The 21,774-nt window shown below is 68.2% G+C and carries 27 protein-coding genes, 1 tRNA gene and 1 pseudogene; 6 read left to right on the forward strand and 23 right to left on the reverse strand.

The genetic code is table 11. The features are described 5' to 3' along the window. The first annotated feature begins 161 nt into the window (after positions 1–161). The gene (locus tag ABZV34_RS04530) at positions 162–2,078 is read left to right on the forward strand and encodes an IclR family transcriptional regulator C-terminal domain-containing protein (protein WP_356271262.1); all 1,917 of its coding nucleotides are present in this window, start codon (positions 162–164) and stop codon (positions 2,076–2,078) included. Positions 2,079–2,126: 48 nt separating this feature from the next. Here the strand turns inward: ABZV34_RS04530 and ABZV34_RS04535 are convergent. Further along, positions 2,127–2,291 (reverse strand): annotated as a pseudogene (locus ABZV34_RS04535) (MFS transporter); the annotation flags it as partial. A 339-nt stretch (positions 2,292–2,630) separates the two neighbouring features. Between ABZV34_RS04535 and ABZV34_RS04540 the strand changes: the two are divergent. After that, positions 2,631–2,703: transfer RNA gene (locus tag ABZV34_RS04540), tRNA-Arg, on the forward strand. A 71-nt stretch (positions 2,704–2,774) separates the two neighbouring features. Here the strand turns inward: ABZV34_RS04540 and ABZV34_RS04545 are convergent. From ABZV34_RS04545 to ABZV34_RS04600, 12 genes are all read right to left on the reverse strand, one after another. Beyond that, positions 2,775–3,932 carry a site-specific integrase gene (locus tag ABZV34_RS04545; RefSeq protein ID WP_356271263.1) on the reverse strand — a complete coding sequence of 386 codons (1,158 nt, stop codon included), beginning with the start codon at positions 3,930–3,932 and terminating at the stop codon, positions 2,775–2,777. Beyond that, a complete protein-coding gene (locus ABZV34_RS04550) occupies positions 3,932–4,120 on the reverse strand; it encodes a helix-turn-helix domain-containing protein (RefSeq protein WP_266614465.1) in 189 nt (62 codons plus the stop codon). Before ABZV34_RS04550 ends, ABZV34_RS04545 begins: the two co-directional genes overlap by 1 nt. Continuing rightward, positions 4,117–5,538, reverse strand: a complete 1,422-nt coding sequence (repSA, locus tag ABZV34_RS04555) for a replication initiator protein RepSA (RefSeq protein WP_356271264.1) — start codon at positions 5,536–5,538, stop codon at positions 4,117–4,119. The genes ABZV34_RS04550 and repSA overlap by 4 nt, the downstream gene beginning before the upstream one ends. A 91-nt stretch (positions 5,539–5,629) precedes the next feature. Beyond that, positions 5,630–5,947 carry a SpdD-like protein gene (locus ABZV34_RS04560; RefSeq protein WP_356271265.1) on the reverse strand — a complete coding sequence of 106 codons (318 nt, stop codon included), beginning with the start codon at positions 5,945–5,947 and terminating at the stop codon, positions 5,630–5,632. A 23-nt stretch (positions 5,948–5,970) separates the two neighbouring features. Next, positions 5,971–6,126, reverse strand: a complete 156-nt coding sequence (locus ABZV34_RS04565; protein ID WP_266614471.1) for a hypothetical protein — start codon at positions 6,124–6,126, stop codon at positions 5,971–5,973. A gap of 11 nt (positions 6,127–6,137) precedes the next feature. Continuing rightward, entirely contained in the window at positions 6,138–6,329 is a 192-nt protein-coding gene (locus ABZV34_RS04570; protein ID WP_356271266.1) for a mobile element transfer protein, read from the reverse strand. 6 nt (positions 6,330–6,335) lie between these two features. Continuing rightward, positions 6,336–6,521 carry a hypothetical protein gene (locus ABZV34_RS04575; protein WP_356271267.1) on the reverse strand — a complete coding sequence of 62 codons (186 nt, stop codon included), beginning with the start codon at positions 6,519–6,521 and terminating at the stop codon, positions 6,336–6,338. Positions 6,522–6,539: 18 nt separating this feature from the next. Next, on the reverse strand, positions 6,540–7,253 hold the full coding sequence (locus tag ABZV34_RS04580) for a DUF2637 domain-containing protein (protein ID WP_356271268.1): 714 nt from the start codon (positions 7,251–7,253) through the stop codon (positions 6,540–6,542). Then, the gene (locus ABZV34_RS04585) at positions 7,253–7,456 is read right to left on the reverse strand and encodes a hypothetical protein (RefSeq protein WP_356271269.1); all 204 of its coding nucleotides are present in this window, start codon (positions 7,454–7,456) and stop codon (positions 7,253–7,255) included. The genes ABZV34_RS04580 and ABZV34_RS04585 overlap by 1 nt, the downstream gene beginning before the upstream one ends. Positions 7,457–7,539: 83 nt before the next feature. Continuing rightward, positions 7,540–8,895, reverse strand: coding sequence for an FtsK/SpoIIIE domain-containing protein (locus ABZV34_RS04590; protein ID WP_356271270.1), 1,356 nt, complete (start codon positions 8,893–8,895; stop codon positions 7,540–7,542). A gap of 2 nt (positions 8,896–8,897) precedes the next feature. Next, the gene (locus tag ABZV34_RS04595; RefSeq protein ID WP_356271271.1) at positions 8,898–9,254 is read right to left on the reverse strand and encodes a hypothetical protein; all 357 of its coding nucleotides are present in this window, start codon (positions 9,252–9,254) and stop codon (positions 8,898–8,900) included. 138 nt (positions 9,255–9,392) lie between these two features. Then, positions 9,393–10,172, reverse strand: coding sequence for a GntR family transcriptional regulator (locus ABZV34_RS04600; RefSeq protein WP_356271272.1), 780 nt, complete (start codon positions 10,170–10,172; stop codon positions 9,393–9,395). Between the two features lie 18 nt (positions 10,173–10,190). On the opposite strand from ABZV34_RS04600, the gene ABZV34_RS04605 reads away from it, so the two are divergent. Continuing rightward, on the forward strand, positions 10,191–10,655 hold the full coding sequence (locus ABZV34_RS04605) for an NUDIX domain-containing protein (RefSeq protein WP_356271273.1): 465 nt from the start codon (positions 10,191–10,193) through the stop codon (positions 10,653–10,655). A gap of 258 nt (positions 10,656–10,913) precedes the next feature. Here the strand turns inward: ABZV34_RS04605 and ABZV34_RS04610 are convergent, their stop codons facing one another. From ABZV34_RS04610 to ABZV34_RS04625, 4 genes are all read right to left on the reverse strand, one after another. Then, positions 10,914–12,857 carry an ATP-binding protein gene (locus ABZV34_RS04610; protein ID WP_356271274.1) on the reverse strand — a complete coding sequence of 648 codons (1,944 nt, stop codon included), beginning with the start codon at positions 12,855–12,857 and terminating at the stop codon, positions 10,914–10,916. A gap of 207 nt (positions 12,858–13,064) precedes the next feature. Further along, positions 13,065–13,487: an arsenate reductase ArsC gene (locus tag ABZV34_RS04615; RefSeq protein ID WP_356271275.1), complete on the reverse strand. Its 423-nt coding sequence runs from the start codon at positions 13,485–13,487 to the stop codon at positions 13,065–13,067. 30 nt (positions 13,488–13,517) lie between these two features. Continuing rightward, positions 13,518–14,252 (reverse strand): aquaporin, encoded by a 735-nt coding sequence (locus tag ABZV34_RS04620; RefSeq protein WP_356271780.1) that lies wholly within the window; start codon positions 14,250–14,252, stop codon positions 13,518–13,520. A gap of 2 nt (positions 14,253–14,254) precedes the next feature. Continuing rightward, the gene (locus ABZV34_RS04625) at positions 14,255–14,629 is read right to left on the reverse strand and encodes a metalloregulator ArsR/SmtB family transcription factor (protein WP_356271276.1); all 375 of its coding nucleotides are present in this window, start codon (positions 14,627–14,629) and stop codon (positions 14,255–14,257) included. An 80-nt stretch (positions 14,630–14,709) separates the two neighbouring features. Between ABZV34_RS04625 and ABZV34_RS04630 the strand changes: the two genes are divergently transcribed. Beyond that, positions 14,710–15,177, forward strand: coding sequence for an ArsI/CadI family heavy metal resistance metalloenzyme (locus ABZV34_RS04630; protein ID WP_356271277.1), 468 nt, complete (start codon positions 14,710–14,712; stop codon positions 15,175–15,177). A gap of 127 nt (positions 15,178–15,304) precedes the next feature. Here ABZV34_RS04630 and ABZV34_RS04635 read toward each other — a convergent pair whose 3' ends face one another. The 5 genes from ABZV34_RS04635 to ABZV34_RS04655 form a co-directional block, all read right to left on the reverse strand. Further along, positions 15,305–16,819: an FAD-binding oxidoreductase gene (locus ABZV34_RS04635; protein WP_356271278.1), complete on the reverse strand. Its 1,515-nt coding sequence runs from the start codon at positions 16,817–16,819 to the stop codon at positions 15,305–15,307. A gap of 668 nt (positions 16,820–17,487) precedes the next feature. After that, on the reverse strand, positions 17,488–17,790 hold the full coding sequence (locus ABZV34_RS04640; protein WP_356271279.1) for a hypothetical protein: 303 nt from the start codon (positions 17,788–17,790) through the stop codon (positions 17,488–17,490). Beyond that, the gene (locus ABZV34_RS04645) at positions 17,787–18,530 is read right to left on the reverse strand and encodes a GntR family transcriptional regulator (protein ID WP_356271280.1); all 744 of its coding nucleotides are present in this window, start codon (positions 18,528–18,530) and stop codon (positions 17,787–17,789) included. Before ABZV34_RS04645 ends, ABZV34_RS04640 begins: the two co-directional genes overlap by 4 nt. Continuing rightward, positions 18,527–18,751 (reverse strand): hypothetical protein, encoded by a 225-nt coding sequence (locus ABZV34_RS04650; RefSeq protein ID WP_356271281.1) that lies wholly within the window; start codon positions 18,749–18,751, stop codon positions 18,527–18,529. The genes ABZV34_RS04645 and ABZV34_RS04650 overlap by 4 nt, the downstream gene beginning before the upstream one ends. A 541-nt stretch (positions 18,752–19,292) precedes the next feature. Then, a complete protein-coding gene (locus tag ABZV34_RS04655) occupies positions 19,293–19,571 on the reverse strand; it encodes a hypothetical protein (protein WP_356271282.1) in 279 nt (92 codons plus the stop codon). Between the two features lie 78 nt (positions 19,572–19,649). Here ABZV34_RS04655 and ABZV34_RS04660 point away from each other — a divergent pair, with 78 nt between their 5' ends. After that, complete coding sequence (locus tag ABZV34_RS04660; protein ID WP_356271283.1) at positions 19,650–20,405, forward strand: GntR family transcriptional regulator; 756 nt, start codon at positions 19,650–19,652, stop codon at positions 20,403–20,405. Positions 20,406–20,411: 6 nt separating this feature from the next. On the opposite strand, the gene ABZV34_RS04665 is transcribed toward ABZV34_RS04660, so the two are convergent. Continuing rightward, on the reverse strand, positions 20,412–20,879 hold the full coding sequence (locus ABZV34_RS04665) for a DUF4240 domain-containing protein (RefSeq protein WP_356271782.1): 468 nt from the start codon (positions 20,877–20,879) through the stop codon (positions 20,412–20,414). 523 nt (positions 20,880–21,402) lie between these two features. Here ABZV34_RS04665 and ABZV34_RS04670 point away from each other — a divergent pair. Continuing rightward, positions 21,403–21,735 (forward strand): hypothetical protein, encoded by a 333-nt coding sequence (locus tag ABZV34_RS04670; protein WP_356271284.1) that lies wholly within the window; start codon positions 21,403–21,405, stop codon positions 21,733–21,735. The last annotated feature ends 39 nt before the right edge of the window (positions 21,736–21,774 follow it).

A 21,774-nucleotide genomic window follows, 5' to 3' on the forward strand; every position in this document is an offset into this window, starting at 1 on the left:
GCCGGCCTGTCGCCGGCCGGGCGCGCGAACGCCGCCGACCTGCTGGGTCGACCGGGTAAGCACTACCGTGGGCCGCAATGAGCGCATCTTCCCCGCGGGCCGCGCCGAGTCCCGGACGGGAGTCGCGCGGAGCCTCCATCGAGAGCCGCAACGGAGAGCACATGGCATCGAACGTCGGGGCGGCCCAGGGCAGCGCGACCGGGAGCGAGCGGCCCGGACGGACTGGACGGGCCGGACGGGCGGGGGACCCGGGCGGGGCCGGGGGTGGGACCGCCGTGCCCGACGAGGCCGTCACCCCGCTGATCCGCGGTATCGCCGTGCTGCGCCGGCTGACCGAGGCCGACGGGGTGTCCAGCCTCAGCGGCCTGGAGCGGTCCACGGGGCTCGCGCGGTCCACCGTCGACCGCATCACGGCGACCCTGGCGCGCAGGGGGTACGTACGTCTCGACGGCCGCGACGCCGTCCTGGCGCCTCGCCTCATGGAGCTCGGCAACGCCTACCTCGCCGCCCTGCGCCTGCCCCGCCTCCTCGACGCGCACGCCGACGCCCTCGCCGACGAGCTCGACGAGTCGGTGTCCCTCGCGGTCGGCGACCAGGACGGCATCCGCTTCATCCACCAGGCGACCCGGCGCCGCGCCATGTCGCTGAGCTTCCGCATCGGCGACCTGCTGCCCGCCGAACGCACCGCGCCGGGACCGCTGTTCGCCACCGAGTGGGGCGAGCGGGAATGGGCCCGGTGGCGGGAACGGCGCGCCGCGGATCCCGAGGACCGCGGCTTTCCGGCCGTCCCGGCGCGCAGCCGCCCGATCGAGACCGAGGCCGACTCCGACTCGAAGGCCGACTCCGAGCGACGGAACGCCTCCGGCGCGACCCACGGGGACCGGTCCCCCGCGCCGGGCGACGGCCCGCCGTCCTCCGCCACCACGGACGACGGCCGGATCGTCCCCCTCCCCGGATCGCCCCCCGGCCGGACCCCCTCCCCGGAAACAGACCCGCTCCGCACGCTCGGCGACGGCTTCGAGCGGCGTACGGCCGAGGCGCGGGAGGACGGCTGGGCACTGGACGACCAGCTGATCGAACCGGGCCTCGTCGCCATCGCCATGCCCGTACGGGAGGCGGGACGCATCGCCTGTGTGGTGAGCGTGGTGAGCCACACCAGCCGCCACACCGCCGCCGATCTGCGCGACACCCTGCTGCCACGGCTGCGGGCGGCCGTCGCCGCGATGGAACGGGAGCTGAGCGAGGCCCCGCCCGCCACGGCCGCCATCCCTTCCGGCCTCGCCGTCTGGACCGGCGTGTCCAAGCAGGAACTGGGCCGGGAGTTCGTCGAGTCGCTGGCCCGGGGACTCACGGTGATCACCGCCTTCGGCGAGGGCCGCTCCGAACTGACCCTCACCGAGGTCGCCCAGGCCACCGGCCTGGCCCGCGCGACCGCCCGTCGTGCGCTGATCACCCTGGAACACCTCGGATACGTCACCGCGCACGCCCACGCCTTCCGGCTCACCCCCCGCGTGCTGGGCCTCGGCTTCCCGCCGCTCTCCCGCACCTCGCTCGCCGAGATCGCGGCCCCGCACCTCACCGGGCTCTCGGAGCGCCTGCGCGAGTCGGTGTCCCTGGCGGTGCTGACCGGCGACGAGATCCAGTACACGGCCCGCGTCACCACCAGCCGCATTCTGAGCGCCCACATCACCGTCGGCACCCGCCTGCCCGCGTACGCGACCTCGCTGGGCCGGGTGATGCTGGCGGACCTGCCCGACCCCCCGCTCTCCGAGCTGCGTCCCCTGACCCCCCGCACGATCACGGACCCCGGCCGCCTGAAGGCGGTCCTGGACCGCGTACGGGACGAGGGGTACGCCCTCGTCGACGAGGAGTTGGAACAGGGCCTGCGCTCGATCGCCGTCCCGGTGCGGGAGCGCGGCGGGCGGGTGGTGGCCGCCGTCAACGTCGCGATGCACAGCAGCCGTCGTACGCCCGCGCAGTGTGTCGACGAGGTGCTGCCGGAGCTGCTGGCCACGGCGGGAGACGTCGAGGCGGACCTGCGGGTCGCGGGACGGTTCCGGCGGGTTCCGAGAGCGTGAGGGAGCGGGGGGTGGTGAGCGGGTGAGAGCGGGGGCGGGCATGTGGCCGGTGAAGGTACGGAAGAGGACCGCACCCAGGACGGCGACTCCAAGGGCGGCGCCGTCCTGCTGCACGGTGTCGTTCAGCGCGAAGCCCACTGCGGCGTGCTCGTCGGGAATCGCGCCCATCATGGCCGCCATCGCCGCGGGCATCGTCAGACCTCCGAGGCCGACCGGGCGGCGTCGACTCTCGTCGCGTACGTCACTGGCATGGCCACCAGCGAGGCCGCCTACCCGAACGTCCTCGCCCGCAGCGGCCAGACCGAACTGGACTGGCTCAACAACGTCCTGCCCATCGCCGAACAGGCCGCCGAGTCCTACCCCCACCTCCGCGACGGCTACGCCGAACAACGCGGCAAGGACCCCCGCACGTCCTGCGACACGAACTTCCAGTACGGCCCGGACCGCGTCCTGGACGGCCTGGAAACCCGAATCACCCACTGACCGGACGCCCCGACCCCCGCCCGCCCGCATCCGCTACGCTAGTCGCCGGACCTCACAGAGATCCGTCCCGCCTTCGTAGCTCAGGGGATAGAGCACCGCTCTCCTAAAGCGGGTGTCGCAGGTTCGAATCCTGCCGGGGGCACATGGGAAAAGGCCCCGGACCGATCATGGTCCGGGGCCTTTGACATCCACTTTTGACATCAACGAGCACGGTCACTGACGACCGGGGCGCTTCCTGAGCAGCCGGTCCATGTGACTCATGGCCTCGCGCTGGGTGTCCTGCACGACGTGCGTGTACACGTCCATGGTGATGCTGATCTGCGAATGCCCGAGGATCTCCATCACCACGCGGGGCGCGACTCCGGCCGCCGTGAGCAGGGTGGCGGTGCCGTGCCGAGCATCGTGCAGCCGGACGACGCGGATGCCAGCGGACTCGGCGATGCGAGTGAAGGAGCGGTAGACGTTCCGCGGCTCGACCTGACGCCCGGTACGGGTGGTGAAGACGTAGCCGGAGCCGGACTCGTGCCACTGCTCCCCCGCCTTGGCACGAGCGGTCGACTGCCGCATCCGGTGCCAGCGCAGCGGGGCGATGCACAGCGCAGGCAACGGGACGACACGGCGACGGCGGCTCTTGGGATCGTCGTCGTAGAGAACGCCGCGACGGCGCTGAGTCTGCTGGCGGACGTAAAGGACCCGATTGTCGAGGTCGAGATCGGACCAGCGGAGGCCGATGATCTCGCCCCGACGCAGGCCCATGGCAATGGCGAGCACGAAGGCCGCGTAGAGCGGATCTCGACGAGATGCCGCAAGGAAGTCGAGCGTCTCATCCAGCGTCCAGGGATTCAGCTCCCTGTTGTCCGTGCGAGGTGGCTCGACGAGCTTGGCGACGTTGCGCGCGATCAGTTCCTCTCGGCAGGCGGAGGAGAGGGCCGAGCGCAGAACTCGGTGCGATTCCTTGGCAGTTGCGGCGGTGGTGTCCTTCTCCAGCCGCACGAGGAAGCGCCGGACGTCCGCGACGCCGAGGGATTCGAGCCTCTTCGAGCCGAGCAGCGGCACGAGGTAGAGCCGGACGTGCGTCTCGTACTTGTCGTACGTGCTGAGCTTCCGCCGAGGCTTGATCACGTTGTCCAGCCAGTACGGCAGCCACTCGGAGAGCTTGGCCGACCGGGTGGGCACGGGCACGCCCTGGTCGACCTTGGCGAGCAGTTCGCGGCGCTTGGTGTCGCACTCGGCCCACGTCTTGCCGTAGGCGAACTTGCGGGCCCGGGTGCCGTCCGGCTGGAGCACGTAGACCGCGCACTGAAACCGGCCGTCCTTGCGCTTGGTGATCGTCCCCGCGCCGTTCGGGTTGCGCTTGCGTTGCTGGGCCATCAGGCGGCCTCCTCGATCTGGCCGAGGACGAAGTCCGTGACGGCGTCGACAGGGATTCGGCGGGCCCCGTCGATCTTGATCGAGACGAGGCGGCGCGACCGGATCAGGTCGTAGACCTTGGAGCGCCCGACCTTGAGCCGGGTCATGACCTCCGGCACGGTGAGGAGTTCGGCGGTGGCGGTGGTCATGCTGCGGCTCCCTCCTTGGTCAGCTCGTCGCGTAGGGCGTCGCGGGCGGTCTCGCGGTTGGTCTGGAGGTCGCGGGCGATGGTCGCGGCGAGGGCGGCTTCGCCCGGGGTGTGGCCATGGCCGGCGTACTGCCAGTCGGTCAGGACGAGGACGGTGTCCGGCTCGCGGTCGTCGAGGCCGAGGACGGATGCCTCTTGGGCGGCGCGGTAGTCGGCGCGTTCCTGACGGATGGCGCCGAGGGTGGTGGAGTACGTGCGCGACTTGGACGAGAAGTGCCCGCGGAAGCCGAGCATGTGCGCCCAGGCCCAGAGACGTCGGTCCGGGTACAGGGCGTCCAGGTCGCGGCAGGCGGTGATGAGTAGGCGGGTGTGGTCGGGGACGTGGTGGCGGTCGAGTTCGGCGAGTTCGCCGATGCGGCGGTCCAGGGTCCCGGTGTTCTCGGCGGCCTTGGTGGCGTACTTGGCCACGTACGAGGCGACCGCCTGTTCCGTGATGTCGGAGCCGTCTCCGAAGGCTTTGACCGGGCGGACATCGAGCTGTCGGCCCCATCGGAACGTCCGGGCGGGCTGGTCGTCAGCGGCCGGAACCGAGACGGACGTGTACGAGTGCGCGGCGGCGGCACGTACCGCGTCCGTGAGCAGGTCGACGGTGGCCCACGCGGGTGGAGGTGTCCCGGGCCCCTCGGGGCCGTCGAGGCGTACGACGGCGTGGAAGTGGAGGGCGCCGCGCTTCTGGAATTCGGCGACCTTGCCGTACGAGACGCGCAGGTGGTCGGCGAGTTCGCGGCGGGGCAGTCCGGCGCGGGCGGCGAGTTCGCGGCGCAGGCGGGTGGTGAAGCGCTGCCAGAGCTGTCCGGCGTGGTTGTTGAAGAGGACGGCGCCCGCGTAGTCGTAGGTGCCGGGGTCGAGGGCGGTGCCCAGTTCGGGGGCGTCGGGGGTGTGGGCGGTGCCGCAGCGGCAGGTGCCGGTTTGGTCGGGGCGGTTGTGGACCGAGCCGAACGAGGGCGCGGTGAGGGTGGCGAAGACGCGGGGGTGGTCGCGGACGGTCGCGGGGATGTCGCGGCGGTCGTCCCCGGCGAGGCCGGCGCGGATCAGGTTGTAGGTGTCGCCCGCGTACGTCCAGGCGCAGGAGGGGCAGCGGGAGGCGCGGCGGTTGCCGCAGGCGAGGCGCAGACGTCCGCCGGGTTCGTTCTCGGTGGAGTAGTGGTGCAGGGTCTCGCCGGTGGTCTTGTCCTTGGTGAGGGTCCAGCCGGTCAGGTGGATCGGGTCGGAGCAGCCGCCGGTGCGGCGAATCTGGTCTTCCCAGCGGGTGTAGTCGGAGGCCGAGGCCACCCGGAGGATGTCTCCGAGGGTGATCGGGTCGAGCGGCGGGGCGGGCGTGGGTGCCTTCTGTGTCGTGGGTGAGGCCCGGTGGGCCATGCTGGGGCTTCCTTCCGGTTGCGAGATCGATCGGCGGGGACGGCTCCCGGGCGGCGGATGCTTGGCGGTATCGAGGCCGCCCGGGGGCCGGTCAGCGTCGCTTGGCGTCGGAGGCGAGCAGAGAGCGCAGGACGACCGCACATACGGCGACCGAGGCGCCCGTGATGGCGACCGCCAGGAGCAGCGAGACCAGGACGGCGCCGACGACCAGGACCACAGCCGTTCCGCCGCCCACGAGCGCGAGCGCGGTACCGGGGGTGAGCTGGACAACCGGGCGGGACGCCGCGGGGGCGACGGGGATCGGCGGCGGGACCGGGGCGCCCGGGGTGATGGTGGTCGGCTGGATGACGGCGGGCGGGGTGGTCAGGCCGGTGGGCTGGGGCATGGTCGGGAACTTGGGGCGGAGCATGGGCAGTTCTCCTTCGTGGTGCGCTACTTGACGGCGGTGTCGATGGCGGGGGCGAGGACGCTGTCGGCGAGGAGGTAGCCGCCGAGGAGGAGGACGGCGATGAGCCACCAGGGCGGGCGGATGAGCTTGACGCCGAGGTAGCCGACGGCGATCAGGGCGAGCCAGAGCGGGACCTGCACGGGGTGACTCCTCAGCGGACGGTGCAGCGGTGGGCGCGGGCGGCGAGCTGGGCGGCGGTCTGGCTGGAGTAGTCGGCGGACCAGCCGCAGCGGTCGGCGGTGCAGACGGCGGCGTGCGTGGTGCGGCCGTTGCGGTCGCGGTGGGTGCCGATCTGCACGGGGCCGATCCGCATCAGAGAGTGGAAGTTGTCGCGTGCGGGCACGTCGGGTCAGTCCCTTCTGCTGGTGGGGTCGGGGTACCGGGTCCGGATGTTCCGGGCGATGACCGGGTCGTCGACGCGACGGGCGGCTTCCTCGGCGAGCAGGTGGGCGAGGAGGGAACGTCCGGCCGCCGCCATGTCCCGTGCCGCGTCGAGGTAGTCGGCCGCGGTCAGGCCGGCTGGGTCGGAGGTCATCTCTGCACTCCCTTGCGGTCAGTTGAGGTGGGCGGCGATGGCGTCGGCGAGGTGGGGCGGGACGCCGAGGCGGGAGCGGAGGGTGTCGGGATCGATCGGGGCGCCGGTACGGGCGCGGTACTCGTCGGCGACCTTGCGGGCGTGGTCGACGAGGACGGCGGGGATCGGCGGGGCGGGGGCCGGGACGAGAGCCGGGGCGGAGTCCGGGGAAGTGGCGACTTCCCCTGCGGGGACGAGGGCCCCAGCAGGCTCGGGCAGGGCTTCCGTGACCGATGCGCGTTCGGCGTCCGGCAACGGTTGTTCGTCCGAGTGCTCGGGGGCCTGCGGTGAAGCAACCGGGGTCGGCGGTGCCGTCTGCGGCTCCGGGGCCGCAGAGTGGGCGAGGAGCGTGCCGCCGAGGAAGGCGAGCGCGGGCCATCCGGCGATGCCGAGACGGAGCGGGGCGGGCGGGTCGGCCAGGTCGAGGAATCCGGCGGTGGCGATGTTGGCGCCGAGCGAGGCGAACAGCGCGACGACGAACCAGCACCAAGCCAGCCGGGACGGTTCCTCGCTGCGCAGCCTCCGCCAGGCGGCGACAAGGAGCAGGTCGACGCTGACCGGGTAGGCCCATGCCTTCCAGCCGTTCTGTCCGGCAGCGGCGGCCAGGTCGTGCAGATGGGCGAAGGACAGGGCACCAGCGATCACGGCCTGAATCAGGACCGCGTCGACTCGGAGGCCGTGACGGGTGCCCATCAGACGTCGCCCGGATAGGCGGGGCCGTCGTCGAGGTCGTAGTCGTCCGGGAACACGCCGGGCGGCGGCTCGGGCAGCGAGACGGCGAGGGACGGGCTGACGGCGTCCACGAAGTCGAGGTCGGCGCCGGCCATGTCGGCGTAGAGCGCGAGTTGGCCGAGCAGGAGCACGGTCCGGGCGAAGTCCTCGCAGTTCGGGCACATGGCGGGTCTCCCTTCTTTGGGCATGGCGGGGGTAGGAATTTGGCACGAAGGCGGTCGCGCCGACCGTGGGGGTGAGGCAGGGATCAGACGGTGACCGAGGACGCCTTGACCAGCGGCACGGGTTCGGCGGCGATGCCGGGGAGAGCGGGCCGGAACGGGGCCAGTTCGGGCAGGTCCGGGGTCCGGTCGGCGTGCCGGTTGCAGATGTTCACGGCTTGGCGGAGCGAGGTGTGCGGGGCGCGGATGCGGTGCCACCCGCCGGAAGAGTCGCCCGCGATGGCGATGCCCCGCGTCTCTGCCGGAATCTGGATCGCGGCGAGGACGGCGTCCGGGGAGATGTCGCCGAAGGCCATGTTGGCCGAGGGCTCGTCGTTGACGCGGTGGGCGGTACGGCCGGTGAGCTGGGCGCGGAGCATCGTGATGCCCTTGCCGAGTTCGGAGCCGAAGCGCTGCCCGCAGATCTCCAGGTAGATGCCGGCCGCGCGGCCGAGCTGGGCGAGGCGGACCAGGGCGGTGATGATGCGGTCCCGGCGCTTCTCCTCCTCCTTGCTCGCGTACAGGGCGAGTTCGGCCACCTCGTCGACCAGGACCACGACCGGGACCGGGCGAAGGTCGTCGGGCAGGTCCCAGATGTCGGCGGCGATCTCCGCGTCCGGCACGTCGGAGGTGATCCGTTGCTGGGACCGGATGAGTTGATAGACGTGTCCCATCCTGACAACGAGCGCTTCGAGAACTTCCGCGGCTGTGTCGGGATCGTCGGCCAGCGCGGAGAACCGGCGGGCCAGGGGGAACAGTTCGACCCCCTGCTTGCAGTCGATGCCGACGAGGGCGACGTCCATCGGGGCAAGTCCCGCGACCAGGTTGCGCTGGTACACGGACTTGCCGGACTCCGTGGCGCCGAGAGTGAGGGCGTGGGGTACCGCCCGGTAGTCGCGGTAGTGCACCGACCCGTCCTCCCGCAGGGCGACCGGTACCCGCATCGGCCGGTGATCGGTCTCGGCCGGCATCTGCACTCGCTTGAGCACGTCGTAGCCGGTCATCCGCACCTCTACGACGCCGGAGCGCAGCTCACGCGAGGTCACGCCGTACATCGAGAACGAGTGCCGGAGCCGGTCCGAGGCGGCGGCGACGTCGAACGCGTCCTGCCCGGGGCGGAGCTTGAGTCTCAGGACCAGGCCGGTACGCGTCGGCCGCAGCCGCAGGATGCGCGGCGGACGCGGCTCCGGCATGGGCCGGTTGGCGGCACGGGCCAGGGCGAGCCGCCATCGTGAGGGTGGGACTGTCAGCCCGCACGCGTCCATGACCGAGCCGTAGCGGACCAGGACCCGTAACACGGCCAGCGTGACCCCGAAGGTCAACCAGTACCAGGCGGGGCGCCGCCACCGCAGGAGACCCACAGCAGCGACGACCAGCACCAGAACGACCATGAAGTCGGTCACGATCAGGCCGCCTTGGACCCTGCGGCAGCACCGACGAGCGAGGTGACCGCGACCGCGCGGAACGCGATCCCGTGCCGCCTCTGGCCGTTGAAGTCGTTCTCCCAGGGCCGGGCGATCAAGCCCGTGAGCGCGACCGGCGTGCCCATGGCCAGCTCACCGGAGATGCCCGGCTCCGGCACGGTGACGGACAGGATTTCCACCTCCTCGTTCGCCGCGAACATGACGTCCACGGTCATCAGCCTCGCCCCGGTCTCCGTGTCGGTGGCGATCTCACCGGTACGGCGGTCACGCACCTTGACCTGCGGGGACTTTGCGACCATCACGACCGCGCCGGAGGTGTCGACGGGAATCTGACGCACAGAACTCACTCCTCTATAGATGCCGAACTCCGTCACTCATGTATAGGAGTGACATGAAGAAGAGTGCCTCACTCCTGTACATGAGTCAACCCGCCGCGAAGAGGAACTCGTGGCGGGTTGCGGGACGCTGAGTGAGTGTCAGTCCTCGGCGGGGATCCGGTACTCGAAAACGAACTGGTCAGCGGCCATGAGGGTGTCGCACACCTCGACCACGAGACCCGCGGTCGTACGAGCCTCCCGGATCAGGTGAACCACCGGCGCACCCGGGCTCAGCGCCAGCTCCGAAGCCTCCGCCTTGGAGGCCGGCCGCGCCTGCACCGTCTCGACGAACTCGGCGAACTCATGCCCGTGGTCTTCGAGTCGGGCGTAGATGCCGCCGCCGCCGGGATTCTCGGCGAACAGCTCGGGGATGTCCTTCACGACGTCCCAAGGCAGGTAGGACGTGGCGGTCTCGACCGGCGTGCCGTTGCGGAAGTAGAGACGCCGACGGGCCAGCACCTGTGTACCGACGGGGATGCCGAGGCGTTCGGCGGCACCTTCGGGCGCCTCCAGGGGCCCGATGTACAGGACGCTGACCTTGGCGGTGGCCCCGGACTGCGCGGACTCCGCGAGGTAGGCCGCCTGCCCTCCCCGCCGCAGCGAACGCCGGAAGCGGTCGGAGGAACGGTGCCGCACCGGAGGCCGGTCCTTCACGATCGAACCCTTGCCGTGCCGGGTCTCGACCAGTCCACTCGCCCGCACCTCGACCATGGCCTTACGAATCGTCCCGCCGGCGACGCCGTAGCGCTCCACCAGCTCCGATTCACTCGGCACCATGTCACCGGGCTTCAAAACCCCCGCCCGGATCTGCTGCACGATCTCGTCCGCGATCTGTACGTACCGAGGCCCGGAACCGACCCCTCCCGCCGCAGTTCCCATAGTCCTTCCCTGCCTCCTATGCTCCTTTACATGAGTCAATCACAGGAAGCGACACCGTCTCCCCTGCACTCCGTATCCGTGGCCGGAGTAGTGGTGCGCGAGGACGGCCGCCTCCTGGCCATCCGCCGAGCCGACAACGGCACCTGGGAGCTCCCAGGCGGCATCCTCGAACTCGACGAGACCCCCGAGGCCGGCGTCGCCCGCGAGGTCCTGGAGGAGACCGGTATCCACGTCGAGGTCGACGAACTCACCGGCGTCTACAAGAACATGACCCGCGGCATCGTGGCCCTGGTCTTCCGCTGCAAGCCCTCGGGCGGCACCGAACGTACCTCCAGCGAGTCCCTGGCGGTCTCGTGGCTCACGCCCGACGAGGTCAGCGAGCGCATGTCGGAGGCCTTCGCTGTCAGACTCCTGGACGCCTTGGACGGCAACGGCCCACATGTACGGAGCCATGACGGACAGCGCCTCATCCCAGCGGGATAAGACCTTCTCTCCTTCATCAAGGCGGCTCGCTCCGCTCCCCGCGCGCGGCCCGGCCCCCGGCCGGGCCTGCGCTCCTGTCTCCGCCCCGCTCCAGCCCAGCCGGCGCCCGTGCCGCGCTCAAAGCATGCAGCCGCTCGATGCCAGAGAAGGGGTACGTCGTGGGCTGGGGCGGTCGGCTCCACGGCTTTACGGGGCCATGATCACTCGCGCCAAAGCAGCGCCACCCCAAAGCCGCTCCGCCAACCTGAAGTACTCAGCTCAGGAGGCTTCCTCCTCGCCCTGGATGCCCCCCGGAAGGAACTGCGCGTATTTACGGCGGAGAAACTCAATCGCATCGTCTCGCGTGGGATCGACTTGCAGTTTATCCTGATAGAAATGCAAGGCTCGTCTACGCTCCTCAATGATCGACCCCCAATGCTTAACCCAGATGCGCAAATCCAGATCATCGTCGTCGTGAATCAATCCGACGGGCTGCCCCTTTTTTCGGGACAATCGCCGAACGTCATCGCTGACTGCGTTCGCGACAAGAACAAAGTCCCACTTGGTTCCCGCATCTCGAAATCGTTGATCGTTGGCAACGGCCATGGCGTAGGACTCTATCTGCTGACGCTCTTTGTAACCCGCGATAACAGAAGGCCTTTTCAGCTCAACAATTAGATGATGTTGATGCTCGCTGTCTTGAATGGTCTTCGAGAGCATGAGATCAACGATCGCCGTCTTGCGATCTTCAAGTTTCACGTCTGCTATGTTCAGGGTTTCTCGCCCTAGATACTCGAGATGCCGTTTCAGGACCTCCTTGATGCTTTGATCATCCACGCCCAACTGGTACTGCTCACCGAATACCCACGCCTCTGCCGCGAGTATCCGATGAAGTTGACTTCGCTCCAATACTTCTTTCTTCAGGTCGGCATCGAAGAGAAGTAGCTCCAGGCTGCGCAGAAAGTCGAGCCGATCGGCTACCGTCTGGGCTGAGGAGATCACGGATGCAAGCGATGCGCGATCGAGCAACATCGCCAGGTCATCGAGTTCCTGGTTACTCAGATCGAGAACGTCTTGAAGTACCTTTTTCAGAGAGGTTGGCGAGTGCTCAAGTGATTCACGAATTAGCCGGAGGGACAGCTTTTTGGCGGCCGGTTCCGATCCAATGCCCGGGATTGCCTGGACTGCCACGACATCGAAGAGATCTCTCTTGACTTCTTCTAGCGGAGTGGTCGGATTTCCTGAGAACGGGTACACCTGCTCGGCGCGCCATTGATCTACTACTCGCTGCCTGCGTTCCCTTGCCCGCTCCTTGAAATACTTTCGAAGCTCCACTCGGGCCATATCCAGAATTGGCCCGTACCGCGCGTGCCCAAGTTCCGCCAACACGACTTCCGACCCCTGAAAGCCATGCCAAGTGATGTATGCAGAAAAGGAGAATCCCGGAGCGTGTATGCCTGCCTTGTATTCAGCTAGCGCCGCTCCGGTAGGATCACAAAAGAAGATCTCATTCGGCCAATCCTGCTTCCACTCCACAATTTCCAGTGTGGGTGGATTCTGGTCCGCTTCATCTGGCGAAGCCAGCGCGATCAGATTTACCCTCGCAATCACTTCACCGGGAGTAACCGCCCGGCCGTCATACTCCAAGGAGACATCACGGAACTTGTTTAGGTAGCGGGCAAATTCCTTCGCAAGCCTACTTTGCGCTTTCTCGCTCTTCAAGCTAACTAGGGAGCTTGAGGTCCCCTCGACCGCAACAGTCGTGCCCGTATGATCTGTACTGCTAAGCGAGTCACCGATACTGAACCGTTCAGGAGTGGTCGAATTAGCTTTGATTCGGTATTGAATTCGCCCATTAACATCATCGACGACAGTGGTCCACGTCACTTTTGGGCCGAGAGCGAATGCCCTGAATCTTCCTTCGCCGTTACTGCCGTGCAAGGGCCGCTTATGGCGCCTAGTGACCCTGGTCTGGGATTTCCAAGAGCCACCGAGACTGCCGAACTCGTGTTCACTCTCGGACCGCTGAATCCCAAGCCCATTATCCTCTACGAGGATAGACTCGACGCCGTCCAGATCATTTCTCCGCAGAATGACTTTGACTTTTTTCGCGTCCGCATCTAGAGAGTTCCAGATAAGTTCGAAAATGGCATGCAACGGCTTAGTGGGACGCACCAAGCGCTCAATATGATCTCTGCGCACCTCGACAGTCACATCCGGCATGAACGCATGCTCCCATACAGTCTTTTGACGGTCCATAGGGCATGCGGAAAGCCATTCGCGCGTTCGAATGATTGTGATCTTGCTCAGCGGGCCACCGATCCGCGTCTCACTCGACCCGGAGGCATGCGCCAACGGTGCTGTATGTCAGTGGCGACAGACTGCGGGTGGGTTGCTATCCCAAAGGAAACTGAGAAATTACTCAGATGCTCACGCCTGGCTCGCCGGAGCGATCTCGTCTAGCAGGCCGCGGATGCGCTTCTCAATCTCGTCGCGGATGGGACGCACGGCGGCGACGCCTTGACCGGCCGGGTCCTGGAGCTCCCAGTCGAGGTAGCGCTTACCGGGGAAGACCGGGCAGGTGTCGCCGCAGCCCATCGTGATGACCACGTCCGAGGCCTGCACAGCTTCGACCGTGAGCACCTTGGGGACCTCGGCGGACACGTCGATGCCGACCTCTGCCATGGCTTCGACGACGGCCGGGTTGACCGTCGCGGCCGGCGCGGACCCAGCTGAACGGACCTGGACGCGGTCGCCCGCGAGGTGGGTGAGGAACGCGGCGGCCATCTGCGAGCGGCCGGCGTTGTGGACGCAGACGAAGAGGACGGACGGCTTTTCAGCGGGAGAGGTCATGGCGGGTACGTCTTTCTGGCGGAGGGCAGGTCAGGAGAGCACGGGGGAGGCGAGGTCGGATTCGCCCTGAAGGCCGGTGGGGACGGCCGCGGGCGCCGGACGTCCGAAGACCGCGAGCACCAGGCCCAGCCCCACGGCGGCGCCGACCAGTTGAGCCACGATGAACGGGCCGAGGGAGGCGGGGGCGATCCCGGAGAAGGTGTCGGTGAAGGCCCGGCCGATGGTGACCGCGGGGTTCGCGAACGAGGTGGAGGACGTGAACCAGTACGCGGCGCCGATGTAGGAGGCCACGGCCGCGGGCCCGAAGCGGGCGTGACCGGTGCGGGCCAGGCCGAAGACGAGCAGGACCAGGCCGGCGGTCGCGACGACCTCACCCAGCCACAGGTGACCGGCGAAGCGGTCGTGAGTGGACCACTGCACGAGCGGCTTGCCGAACATCGCGTCCGCCAGGACCGCACCCGCGACAGCACCCGCGATCTGGGCCGGGATGTACGCGGCGACCTCCCGCGCAGTCGGCCCGTCCTCGGTGCGCCGGCCGGTGGCCCAGGCGGCGAGGGTCACGGCAGGATTGAAGTGCGCGCCGGAGACCGGGCCCAGGAGCAGGATCAGCACGCCCAGCCCGAACACCGTGGCCAGCGAGTTGGCGAGTAGCTGCACCCCCACGTCCCGGGTCAGCTCGGTCGCCTGGATGCCGGAGCCGACGACCACCGCGACCAGGCCGGCCGATCCGACGAACTCAGCCACGACCCGGCGAGCCAGGGGCACGCTCACGCCTCCGCAGGCTGCGACGTCTTCAGGAAGCCGGCGAGCCGGTCCAGCGTGGCCGGCATCGCCCAGTAGTACACCCAGGTACCGCGCCGCTCGCAGTCGATCAGACCAGCCTGCCGCAGCAGCTTGAGATGGTGGGAGATCGTCGGCTGCGACAGATCAAAGGCCGGCGTCAGATCACAGACGCAGACCTCACCGCCCGCCTGTGAGGCGATCATCGACAGCAGCCGCAGCCGTACCGGGTCACCCAGCGCCTTGAACACCTTGGCCAACTCGGCCGCCTGATCCTCGGCCAGAGGCGCGGCAGCCACCCCGGCGCAACACGCGCCGTCCTCGTCGGTCCGACCCAGGACCACAAGCTCTTGCTTCGACATGCGTCTATGTTGACATCCTTCGATCCAAGACACAAGGTTGCATCGACAGACGTCAATGCAAGCCGATGGGAGACCCCGCCATGTCCCGCGCTCAGCTCGCCCTGCGTGTCAGCGACCTCGAAGCATCGATCACCTTCTACTCGAAGCTCTTCGGCACCAAACCCGCCAAGCGGCGCGAGGGATACGCCAACTTCGCCATCACCGAGCCCCCGCTCAAGCTCGTCCTCATCGAAGGCGCCCCCGGCGAAGAGACCCGGCTCGACCACCTCGGCGTGGAAGTCGACTCCACCGACCAGGTCACCGCCGCCACCACCCGGCTCAAGGACGCAGGCCTCGCCACGTTCGAGGAGAACGACACCTCCTGCTGCTACGCCCTCCAGGACAAGGTGTGGGTGCACGGCCCCGGTAAGGAGCCCTGGGAGGTCTACGTCGTGAAGGCGGACGCAGACAGGCTCGGCAAGAGCGCCGACCCCAACGTCGGTGGCGGCTGCTGCACCAGCCTGGCCGTCGAGTCGGAGCCCGTGACCGCAGGCTGCGACTGCGGATGAAGGGGCTGTCCATGGGTGCGTCGACATCCGGAACCGCAAGAACCGTCCAAAGGAGGCCCCAGGGCGGGTAGACATGACGGAGCCCCCTCACCAGTCGGGAGGGGGCTTTCGTCAGTGCTCGGTCAGGTCAGCAGACCGCGGGCGGGATGCTCTGGTCGTACTGGAAGACGTTCTGCGGGTCGTACTTCGCCTTGATCTTGCGCAGGCGGCCGAAGTTGTTCCGCCAGTAGGCGGTCTCCCAGTCCTGCGTGCCGATGTTCGGCACGTTGACGTAGGCGCCGTCCACGTACGGACGGAGCTTCTGGCTGAACTCGGCGATCCAGGCCTGGGCCTCGGGGGTGAGCGGGTCGCAGATGCCCGGCTGGTCACTGCGCTTGCCCCAGCCGACACCGGGCTCGGCGTAGAAGAGCGCGTCGCGGTGCGGGAACGCCGTGCCGCCGCGGGGGGTCTTCCTGACGTTCCCGCCGAACGCCTGGAGGAAGTAGTTGCTGTCGTCCGTGGGGGCGGACCTGACGTACGAGGTGACGATGTCGATCGCCTTGGTCGGGAACGGCTTCCTGGCGAACTGCGAGTAGAACTTCCAGTTCGCGGGTTCGAGCTCGGTCGGGATCTGGAATCCCGCGTACACGTCGCCCCAGTTGCCCACCTGTGTCGTGACCTGGGGGCTGCCGATCGACAGGAGCGGGGCCAGTAGCCGCTTTGTCTCCGCGGGGGTTCCCTCCGGGAGGACCGCGAACAGCAGGATCTGGTTCCGGTGGGCTTCGAGCTGGGTGCCGAGGCGGGCGTCGGTGTGCGGCGCGGTGCGCTGGTAGGTCTCGAAGAGCCTGCGCAGGTCGCCGGTTCCGTCCCACGTAGCCTGGAGATACGTGACGCTCTTCAGCGGGGCCAGCTTGTAGGTGAGCGAGGTGACGATGCCGAAGTTGCCGTTGCCCGCGCCGCGCAGCGCCCACAGCAGATCCGAGTGGTGGTTCAGGTCGACCTTGATCACCTTGGCGCACTCGTCGCCGTCCGCGACGACGATCTCGGCGCCGATCAGGCTGTCGCAGGCCATGCCGAGCCAACGGGTCAGGAACCCGAAGCCGCCGCCGAGCGTGGCGCCGGACAGACCCACGCTGCCTTCGGTGCCCGTCGTCACCGCGAAGTTCTGCTTCGCGAGTGTGGTCACCGCTTCTTCCTGGTTGAGCCCGGCGCCGACGGTCGCGACGCGAGCTTTGGCGTCGATGTGCACCGACTTCAGTTCGCTGATGTCGATCACGAGGCCACTGTCGACGTTCGACCAGCCCTCAAGGCTGTGCCGGCCGCTGCGAATCCGCAGCGCGACATCGTTCTGTCGCGCCCATGTCAGGGCGTTGACCACGTCCCGGGTGTTCTGGGCGAAGACGATGACCAGCGGATAGTGGGAGAAGAGCTGGTCCCAGCCCAGGCGCGCGTCCGTGTACCCGGCGTCGTGGGGGCGAACGATCCGGCCGGTCAGCTTCGCCGGCGGGCAGTGTCCGTGCCCCCCGTGCGCTCCGCTCGCCGCAGCCTCCGTCACAGCGCTCGCAACGGGGGCTGCGGCAGCAGCGACACCCGACACGACAACGGCACCAGCGCCGGCGACCGCCGAAGTCTTCAGCAGCCGACGCCGGGAAAAGTCGTTCATGGTCCGTGTCCTCTCAACCCCCCGTGGGCGCGAATCGTTCCTTTTATGGATCAATTCAAGGCGAAGTGGACGGTAGCAAGGATGATCACGGGGGGTCTGACTCGACACGCTCACCACCGCGGCCAAACGCCGGACGCCAGAGGGCCATCCGCGCGGGTGAGATCCGTCCCAGCCCAAGGTGGAGCCCTCGCACAAGTCGTTTCCGGACAGAGGCTCTATAGGGAGCACGCGGGCCGTGCCATTGGCGTGCCAGTACGTGCGGGGAACAGCGGGAACCCAATCGGCCGCCCACGAAGCCGCTGCACCCCTCCGCCGCAGCTCAGTCGCGAGGTGGGCCCCGAATACCCTCAGCTTCCCAAGCTGATGGCGCGGACGGTGCGCTCCCAATAGGCCGTCGGGACTTCCCCGGCAGCGTGGCTGAGGCCCGGTAGGGGTGCAGCGAGGCATACGCGCGCCTGGTCGGTCGGCGTACCCGCCGCCGTTGCTGACTTTCGTCGGCTCAGGTTCAGGCGGTCCAGGGAAGGGTTCGCCTGCGCTTCGGTGTGCGATGTGTTCTGGAGCAGGTCGACTCAGCGCGACGGGGAGGGGAGCCCGATTGGTGTTCGGGCTCCCCTCCCCGTGTAGAAGGGAGGGCCGTCATCGGCGGGCGCCGGTGGGAGGACGCTTCTTCAGGTGCCGTGCGGTTCGTTCACCGCCAGCAGGTGACCGCGGCTGATCGCGACGCGGAGGACGTCTCTCAAGGCCCCGGTCAGTTCCTTCGCCAGGCGTTGCTTCTCCTCCGGGTCCGTGTCCGTGTCGTCGAGCGTTTCGGAGGCTCGCTCCAGCAGCTCGGCGGCCGTGCCGAGTTGGACCGCCTCGATGTTGTCCGCCAGGCGGGACATGTAGCCGTCCCGGTCGTCGGTGCTCAGGTAGCAGGGGTTTCCGCCCGGGCCCGACCATGGGAGGAGCCGCAGTTCGTCTTGTGCCGTCATCCTTGCGTCTGCCTCTCGTCGATCACGTGGAGGGAGGTAAAGACCGCGTCGATGCGGTCACCCGGGAAGGTCAGCAGCGCGGCTTCGACAACGCGCCCAGTGGGGTCGGTTGCCGTGCGCGTGATGGCGAGGACGGGCATCTTGGAGCCGATCCGAAGGACCGATGCTTCATCCGGTGTCGGTAGGCGGGCGCATACCGTCTCCCGGACAGCGGCCGGCGCAGGACCGAGCACGGCGAATCTCGTAGCCGCTTCCCCGCACGCGGATTCATCGTCGAGCACTCCGGCCGGCGCCAGGTCACGCGGAATGTAGATGCGGGCCAGTCCGTGCGGTGACGCTCCTTCGAGGCTGAGGCACGAGAACTCAGCGAGAGGGCTGCCCACAGGGACGTTGAGCAAGGTCGTGAGATGTCCGTACGCTTGAACCGTGGTGGTGCGAACGGTGACACGCAGGGCCGCTTCGGCAGCGGTCCACGGATCCAGGGTTCCCCAACCGCCGACGTACATGATCTTGCGAAGGGGTAGGCGGACGAAGTTGCCCTTGCCGTGGAGCTTCTCGACGAGGCCCTCCACCTGAAGCACGGAGAGAGCTCTCCGTAGCGTCACCGTGCTGACCTTGTACCGGTCGGCTAAGTCGGCTTCGGACCGCAGGCGTTCACCGGGCTGGATGCGGCCGGTCGCGATCTGACGGCGGAGGTCGTCCGCGATGTCGTGATGACGAGAGGGCACTGACCCGGTCACCGCCTTCTCAGCGACCGCACGGCGACGAGCCGGGTACGCGCGTGGATGGTCAGCAGCTCGCCCGATTCGAAGACCAGTTGCTTGGCCCCTTGGGGAAGCTGGAAGAGGTCTCTCACCCGGCAGGCACGGCCGCCGACTTGGATGACATCACCGCGCTGCACGGTGGCCGCGGTGACCTCGACGTTGCCGACCAGCGCGCCGCCAGGGGCCCATGCGGTCATCGCTCCACCTCCGTGGTGGGGGATCGGTCGACTACCGGGTGGCACGGGCAGTCGCACACCTCGTAGATGACCGGGAGGTCGACCGGGGCCTGAGCCGGGGAGGACTCCGCGCAGGCGGGGTGTGTGCCGATGCGGCAGGCGGTCGAGCGATAGGGAACGGCCGAGGCGTCCGCGATGCGGAGATGCCGGCGAGACGGCCTTGCGGACATCGAGGACATCAGTGGACCCCCGCGAGGGCCGACCACGCATTGATCGGCAGATGAGGAGCGACGACCACCAAGCGCGGACGGACGCGCTTCTCCCAGGCCAGCACGTACGGGCGGACGAGTGCGACGTCTTCAGCCGCGAGCAAGTGCCGGCGGTCCGCGTGAGTCGAGGTCCGCCCCAAGATGACCGTCCACGCGTCAGCGGACGTGGGGACAGCGGGAGTATTCGGCGAGTGGACGGCCGTTAAGGGGCGGCGGTGCCTGCCCTTTGCGGAGTGACGCGACCTGATGAGAGATACGGCGCGGCGGATACGGTTGAGCACGCTGGTCAGCTCCTATCGCTGATTGCCCGGTCCCCCGACATCGCCCGTCGTGGGAACCGTTCTGCGTACGACCGCCCAGAGGGTGCGGCCGTTCAAGCTGGTGGCGAGGAGCCCGAACCGGTCGGCCTCAGCCACCACGCCCAGGACCTCCCGCCATGACTCGGCGGAGAGCCCGTCCGGCACCTCCGCTTCGACCGACGTGTGACGGCGGTGTTCCTCCACTCGTGTGGGAAGCCCGAGGATGGACAGCCGTGCGGCCATGGCCGCCGCGCTGACTTCCGAATCGGGCACAGGGCAGCCTCCGTCACAGGCGATCACTTTCAGTGAAGCTAGTTAACTAGATTAGAGCTAGTGGACTAGATTTTCCATATGCCTGAGCAGCCGCCCTATCTCCGCATCGCCGACGAACTCCGGCGCCGGATCGCGGAGCACGTGTGGGAGCCGGGCGATCGCCTGCCCTCCCGCGCCCAGATCGGCCAGGAGTGCGGAGTGGGTGAGAACGTGATCCGCCGGGCGCAGGAGTTGCTGATCTCCCATGGAGTGCTGGAGGGCCGCGCCGGATCGGGTACGTACGTCGCCGAGCCTCGACAGCGGGTACGGGTCGTGCGGTCCTCGGCGCGGGAGCACCCCGCCGAGTCGCCCTTCCGGACTGACATGAGGGCCGTGGGCAAGCAGGGCAACTGGGAGAGCCGGACGGATGCCAAGGTGCCGGCGCCTGCGGATATCGCGGCGCGGCTCGGGCTGGCCGACGGCGAGCTGTGCGTCCGGACGGTGTACGAGTTCCTGGCGGACGGCAAGCCGGTACAGCTGTCGACGAGCTGGGAGCCGTACGACCTCACAGCCGGCACCCTCGTCGTCCTCCCCGAGGGAGGGCCGCACGCCGGGGCGGGCGTCGTGAACCGCATGGCCGCGATCGGAGTCATCGTCAGTCATGCGGTGGAACAGCCGGAGCCGCGGACGGCGACCGCCGAAGAGGCGTCGCTACTCGGCATCCAGAAGGCCGCACTCGTGACGAACATCCGGCGGACTTACTACAGCGAGGAGGGACGGCCCGTGGAGACGGCAGACATCGTCGTGCCCGCCGCGCACTGCGAGATCGTCTACGAGATCCCCGTCAAGCGGTAGTCCACCTCAGCGCCCCAGGTCCGGCCATCCATCCTTGTTGGAGTAGCTCTCGAAGCAATACCGGGTCGGGCGGTCCCACTCCTTCCCGGTAGCGAGTTCGTACGCCTGATCCGGCACGTACAGCAGCCACTCCCCGTCAAACTCGGTGGAGGTGTACGGGGCAAACTTGTCGACGTCGAAGAAGACCCCTTCCCATACGGCTCGTCCCGCAGCGACGACAGCGCAACGGGCGTACAGGAACACGTCGGCAGACTGCGGGAAAGGCTCGCCGTTCCGGTCCGTCATGTCGGCAACCGGAAGCGTCCCGAACTTCTCTTGGTCCAAGCGGTAGAGAGCCTCGGCATGACGTTCCGCGAAGCCGACGATGTCGGAGACGGAACGGCGGCTCAGCTCCTCGGCCAGACGCTGGCAGCTCGCCTCCGTGGCTTCGCCGTTCAGGGTGGCTATCAGCGCCCAGAAGGCGGCCCATGTCATGGTCACTGGCGCAGGATGCCAGAGCGGTCTGACATCCACGGCTGACATCAACGAGGCCGAACGGCGGCATACGGCAGCGCCCCCACACGACCGCCGGACCTGCCGACGGTGGCACCAGGGGCGGGTGTCGATCGAACTCCTAAAGCGGGTGTCGCAGGTTCGAATCCTGCCGGGGGCACGCTTGACCTGCGGTTTTGCCGCTAAGTAGTGCGGCGGTCTCGTTTCCCCGGTGAAATGGGCACGCCATGGGAACGGAATCTGGCCGCTTGTCAGGGCTGGCCGTAGGTGATGGCGACAGGGCTGGGCCGTGCGCAGCGGCAAAATCGGCCCGGCCGCAGGATTACGCCTGCTCACTTGGTATGCCGCCTGCTACAGAGACGCTTGCCGTGCCAGAGGTCAGCGTGAGTGCCCTTGACTGGACCGTCCCACCAATGCGTGCGCGCCGTCCCTGTCGGATTCCCGTGAGACATGAAGCCAATCGAGTCTTCTGTTGTTAGCAGGGCGAGAACAGGACCTTTCGAGCGTGACATTGAGCAGTGCCGACCTTGAGGCCGGCGTGGCCGATGATGAGGCCGTGGGCAAAAAGAAGCGCCGTCCGCGCGCGGACGGGCCGAAGCGGCGGTCCTTTACCCCGGAGTACAAGCTGGCCATCGCGAAGGAGCACGAGCGGCTGACCGAGCCCGGGGCAAAGGGTGCGCTGCTGCGTCGGCGGCACGTCGAGCTTCTTCATGAGGAGCATGAACACCTGCGACACGCACTCGAGGTGGTAAGCGCCTCCGTCCTCCCAGGTGAACACCAAACCCGTGGGTCTATGGAATCGGGACAAGGGGTGGCCACAACCGGTCACATCGGATGACCCTCTGCGAGCTCCCGGCACATGGACGGGGCCCTCACC

It is taken from the genome of Streptomyces sp. NPDC005195 (assembly GCF_040608315.1).
GTDB lineage: Bacteria > Actinomycetota > Actinomycetes > Streptomycetales > Streptomycetaceae > Streptomyces > Streptomyces kaempferi.

What these genes read in the sequence shown, in the direction of transcription:
- ABZV34_RS04640 (WP_356271279.1), bottom strand. Translation starts at nt 17,790, where the DNA reads ATGACGGCACAAGACGAACTGCGGCTCCTCCCATGGTCGGGCCCGGGC.
- ABZV34_RS04630 (WP_356271277.1), top strand. Translation starts at nt 14,710, where the DNA reads ATGTCCCGCGCTCAGCTCGCCCTGCGTGTCAGCGACCTCGAAGCATCG.
- ABZV34_RS04550 (WP_266614465.1), bottom strand. Translation starts at nt 4,120, where the DNA reads ATGACCACCGCCACCGCCGAACTCCTCACCGTGCCGGAGGTCATGACC.
- ABZV34_RS04635 (WP_356271278.1), bottom strand. Translation starts at nt 16,819, where the DNA reads ATGAACGACTTTTCCCGGCGTCGGCTGCTGAAGACTTCGGCGGTCGCC.
- ABZV34_RS04625 (WP_356271276.1), bottom strand. Translation starts at nt 14,629, where the DNA reads ATGTCGAAGCAAGAGCTTGTGGTCCTGGGTCGGACCGACGAGGACGGC.
- ABZV34_RS04585 (WP_356271269.1), bottom strand. Translation starts at nt 7,456, where the DNA reads ATGTGCCCGAACTGCGAGGACTTCGCCCGGACCGTGCTCCTGCTCGGC.
- repSA (WP_356271264.1), bottom strand. Translation starts at nt 5,538, where the DNA reads ATGGCCCACCGGGCCTCACCCACGACACAGAAGGCACCCACGCCCGCC.
- ABZV34_RS04560 (WP_356271265.1), bottom strand. Translation starts at nt 5,947, where the DNA reads ATGCTCCGCCCCAAGTTCCCGACCATGCCCCAGCCCACCGGCCTGACC.
- ABZV34_RS04605 (WP_356271273.1), top strand. Translation starts at nt 10,191, where the DNA reads ATGCTCCTTTACATGAGTCAATCACAGGAAGCGACACCGTCTCCCCTG.
- ABZV34_RS04650 (WP_356271281.1), bottom strand. Translation starts at nt 18,751, where the DNA reads ATGACCGCATGGGCCCCTGGCGGCGCGCTGGTCGGCAACGTCGAGGTC.
- ABZV34_RS04615 (WP_356271275.1), bottom strand. Translation starts at nt 13,487, where the DNA reads ATGACCTCTCCCGCTGAAAAGCCGTCCGTCCTCTTCGTCTGCGTCCAC.
- ABZV34_RS04545 (WP_356271263.1), bottom strand. Translation starts at nt 3,932, where the DNA reads ATGGCCCAGCAACGCAAGCGCAACCCGAACGGCGCGGGGACGATCACC.
- ABZV34_RS04530 (WP_356271262.1), top strand. Translation starts at nt 162, where the DNA reads ATGGCATCGAACGTCGGGGCGGCCCAGGGCAGCGCGACCGGGAGCGAG.
- ABZV34_RS04610 (WP_356271274.1), bottom strand. Translation starts at nt 12,857, where the DNA reads ATGCCGGATGTGACTGTCGAGGTGCGCAGAGATCATATTGAGCGCTTG.
- ABZV34_RS04600 (WP_356271272.1), bottom strand. Translation starts at nt 10,172, where the DNA reads ATGGGAACTGCGGCGGGAGGGGTCGGTTCCGGGCCTCGGTACGTACAG.
- ABZV34_RS04575 (WP_356271267.1), bottom strand. Translation starts at nt 6,521, where the DNA reads ATGACCTCCGACCCAGCCGGCCTGACCGCGGCCGACTACCTCGACGCG.
- ABZV34_RS04665 (WP_356271782.1), bottom strand. Translation starts at nt 20,879, where the DNA reads ATGACATGGGCCGCCTTCTGGGCGCTGATAGCCACCCTGAACGGCGAA.
- ABZV34_RS04580 (WP_356271268.1), bottom strand. Translation starts at nt 7,253, where the DNA reads ATGGGCACCCGTCACGGCCTCCGAGTCGACGCGGTCCTGATTCAGGCC.
- ABZV34_RS04660 (WP_356271283.1), top strand. Translation starts at nt 19,650, where the DNA reads ATGCCTGAGCAGCCGCCCTATCTCCGCATCGCCGACGAACTCCGGCGC.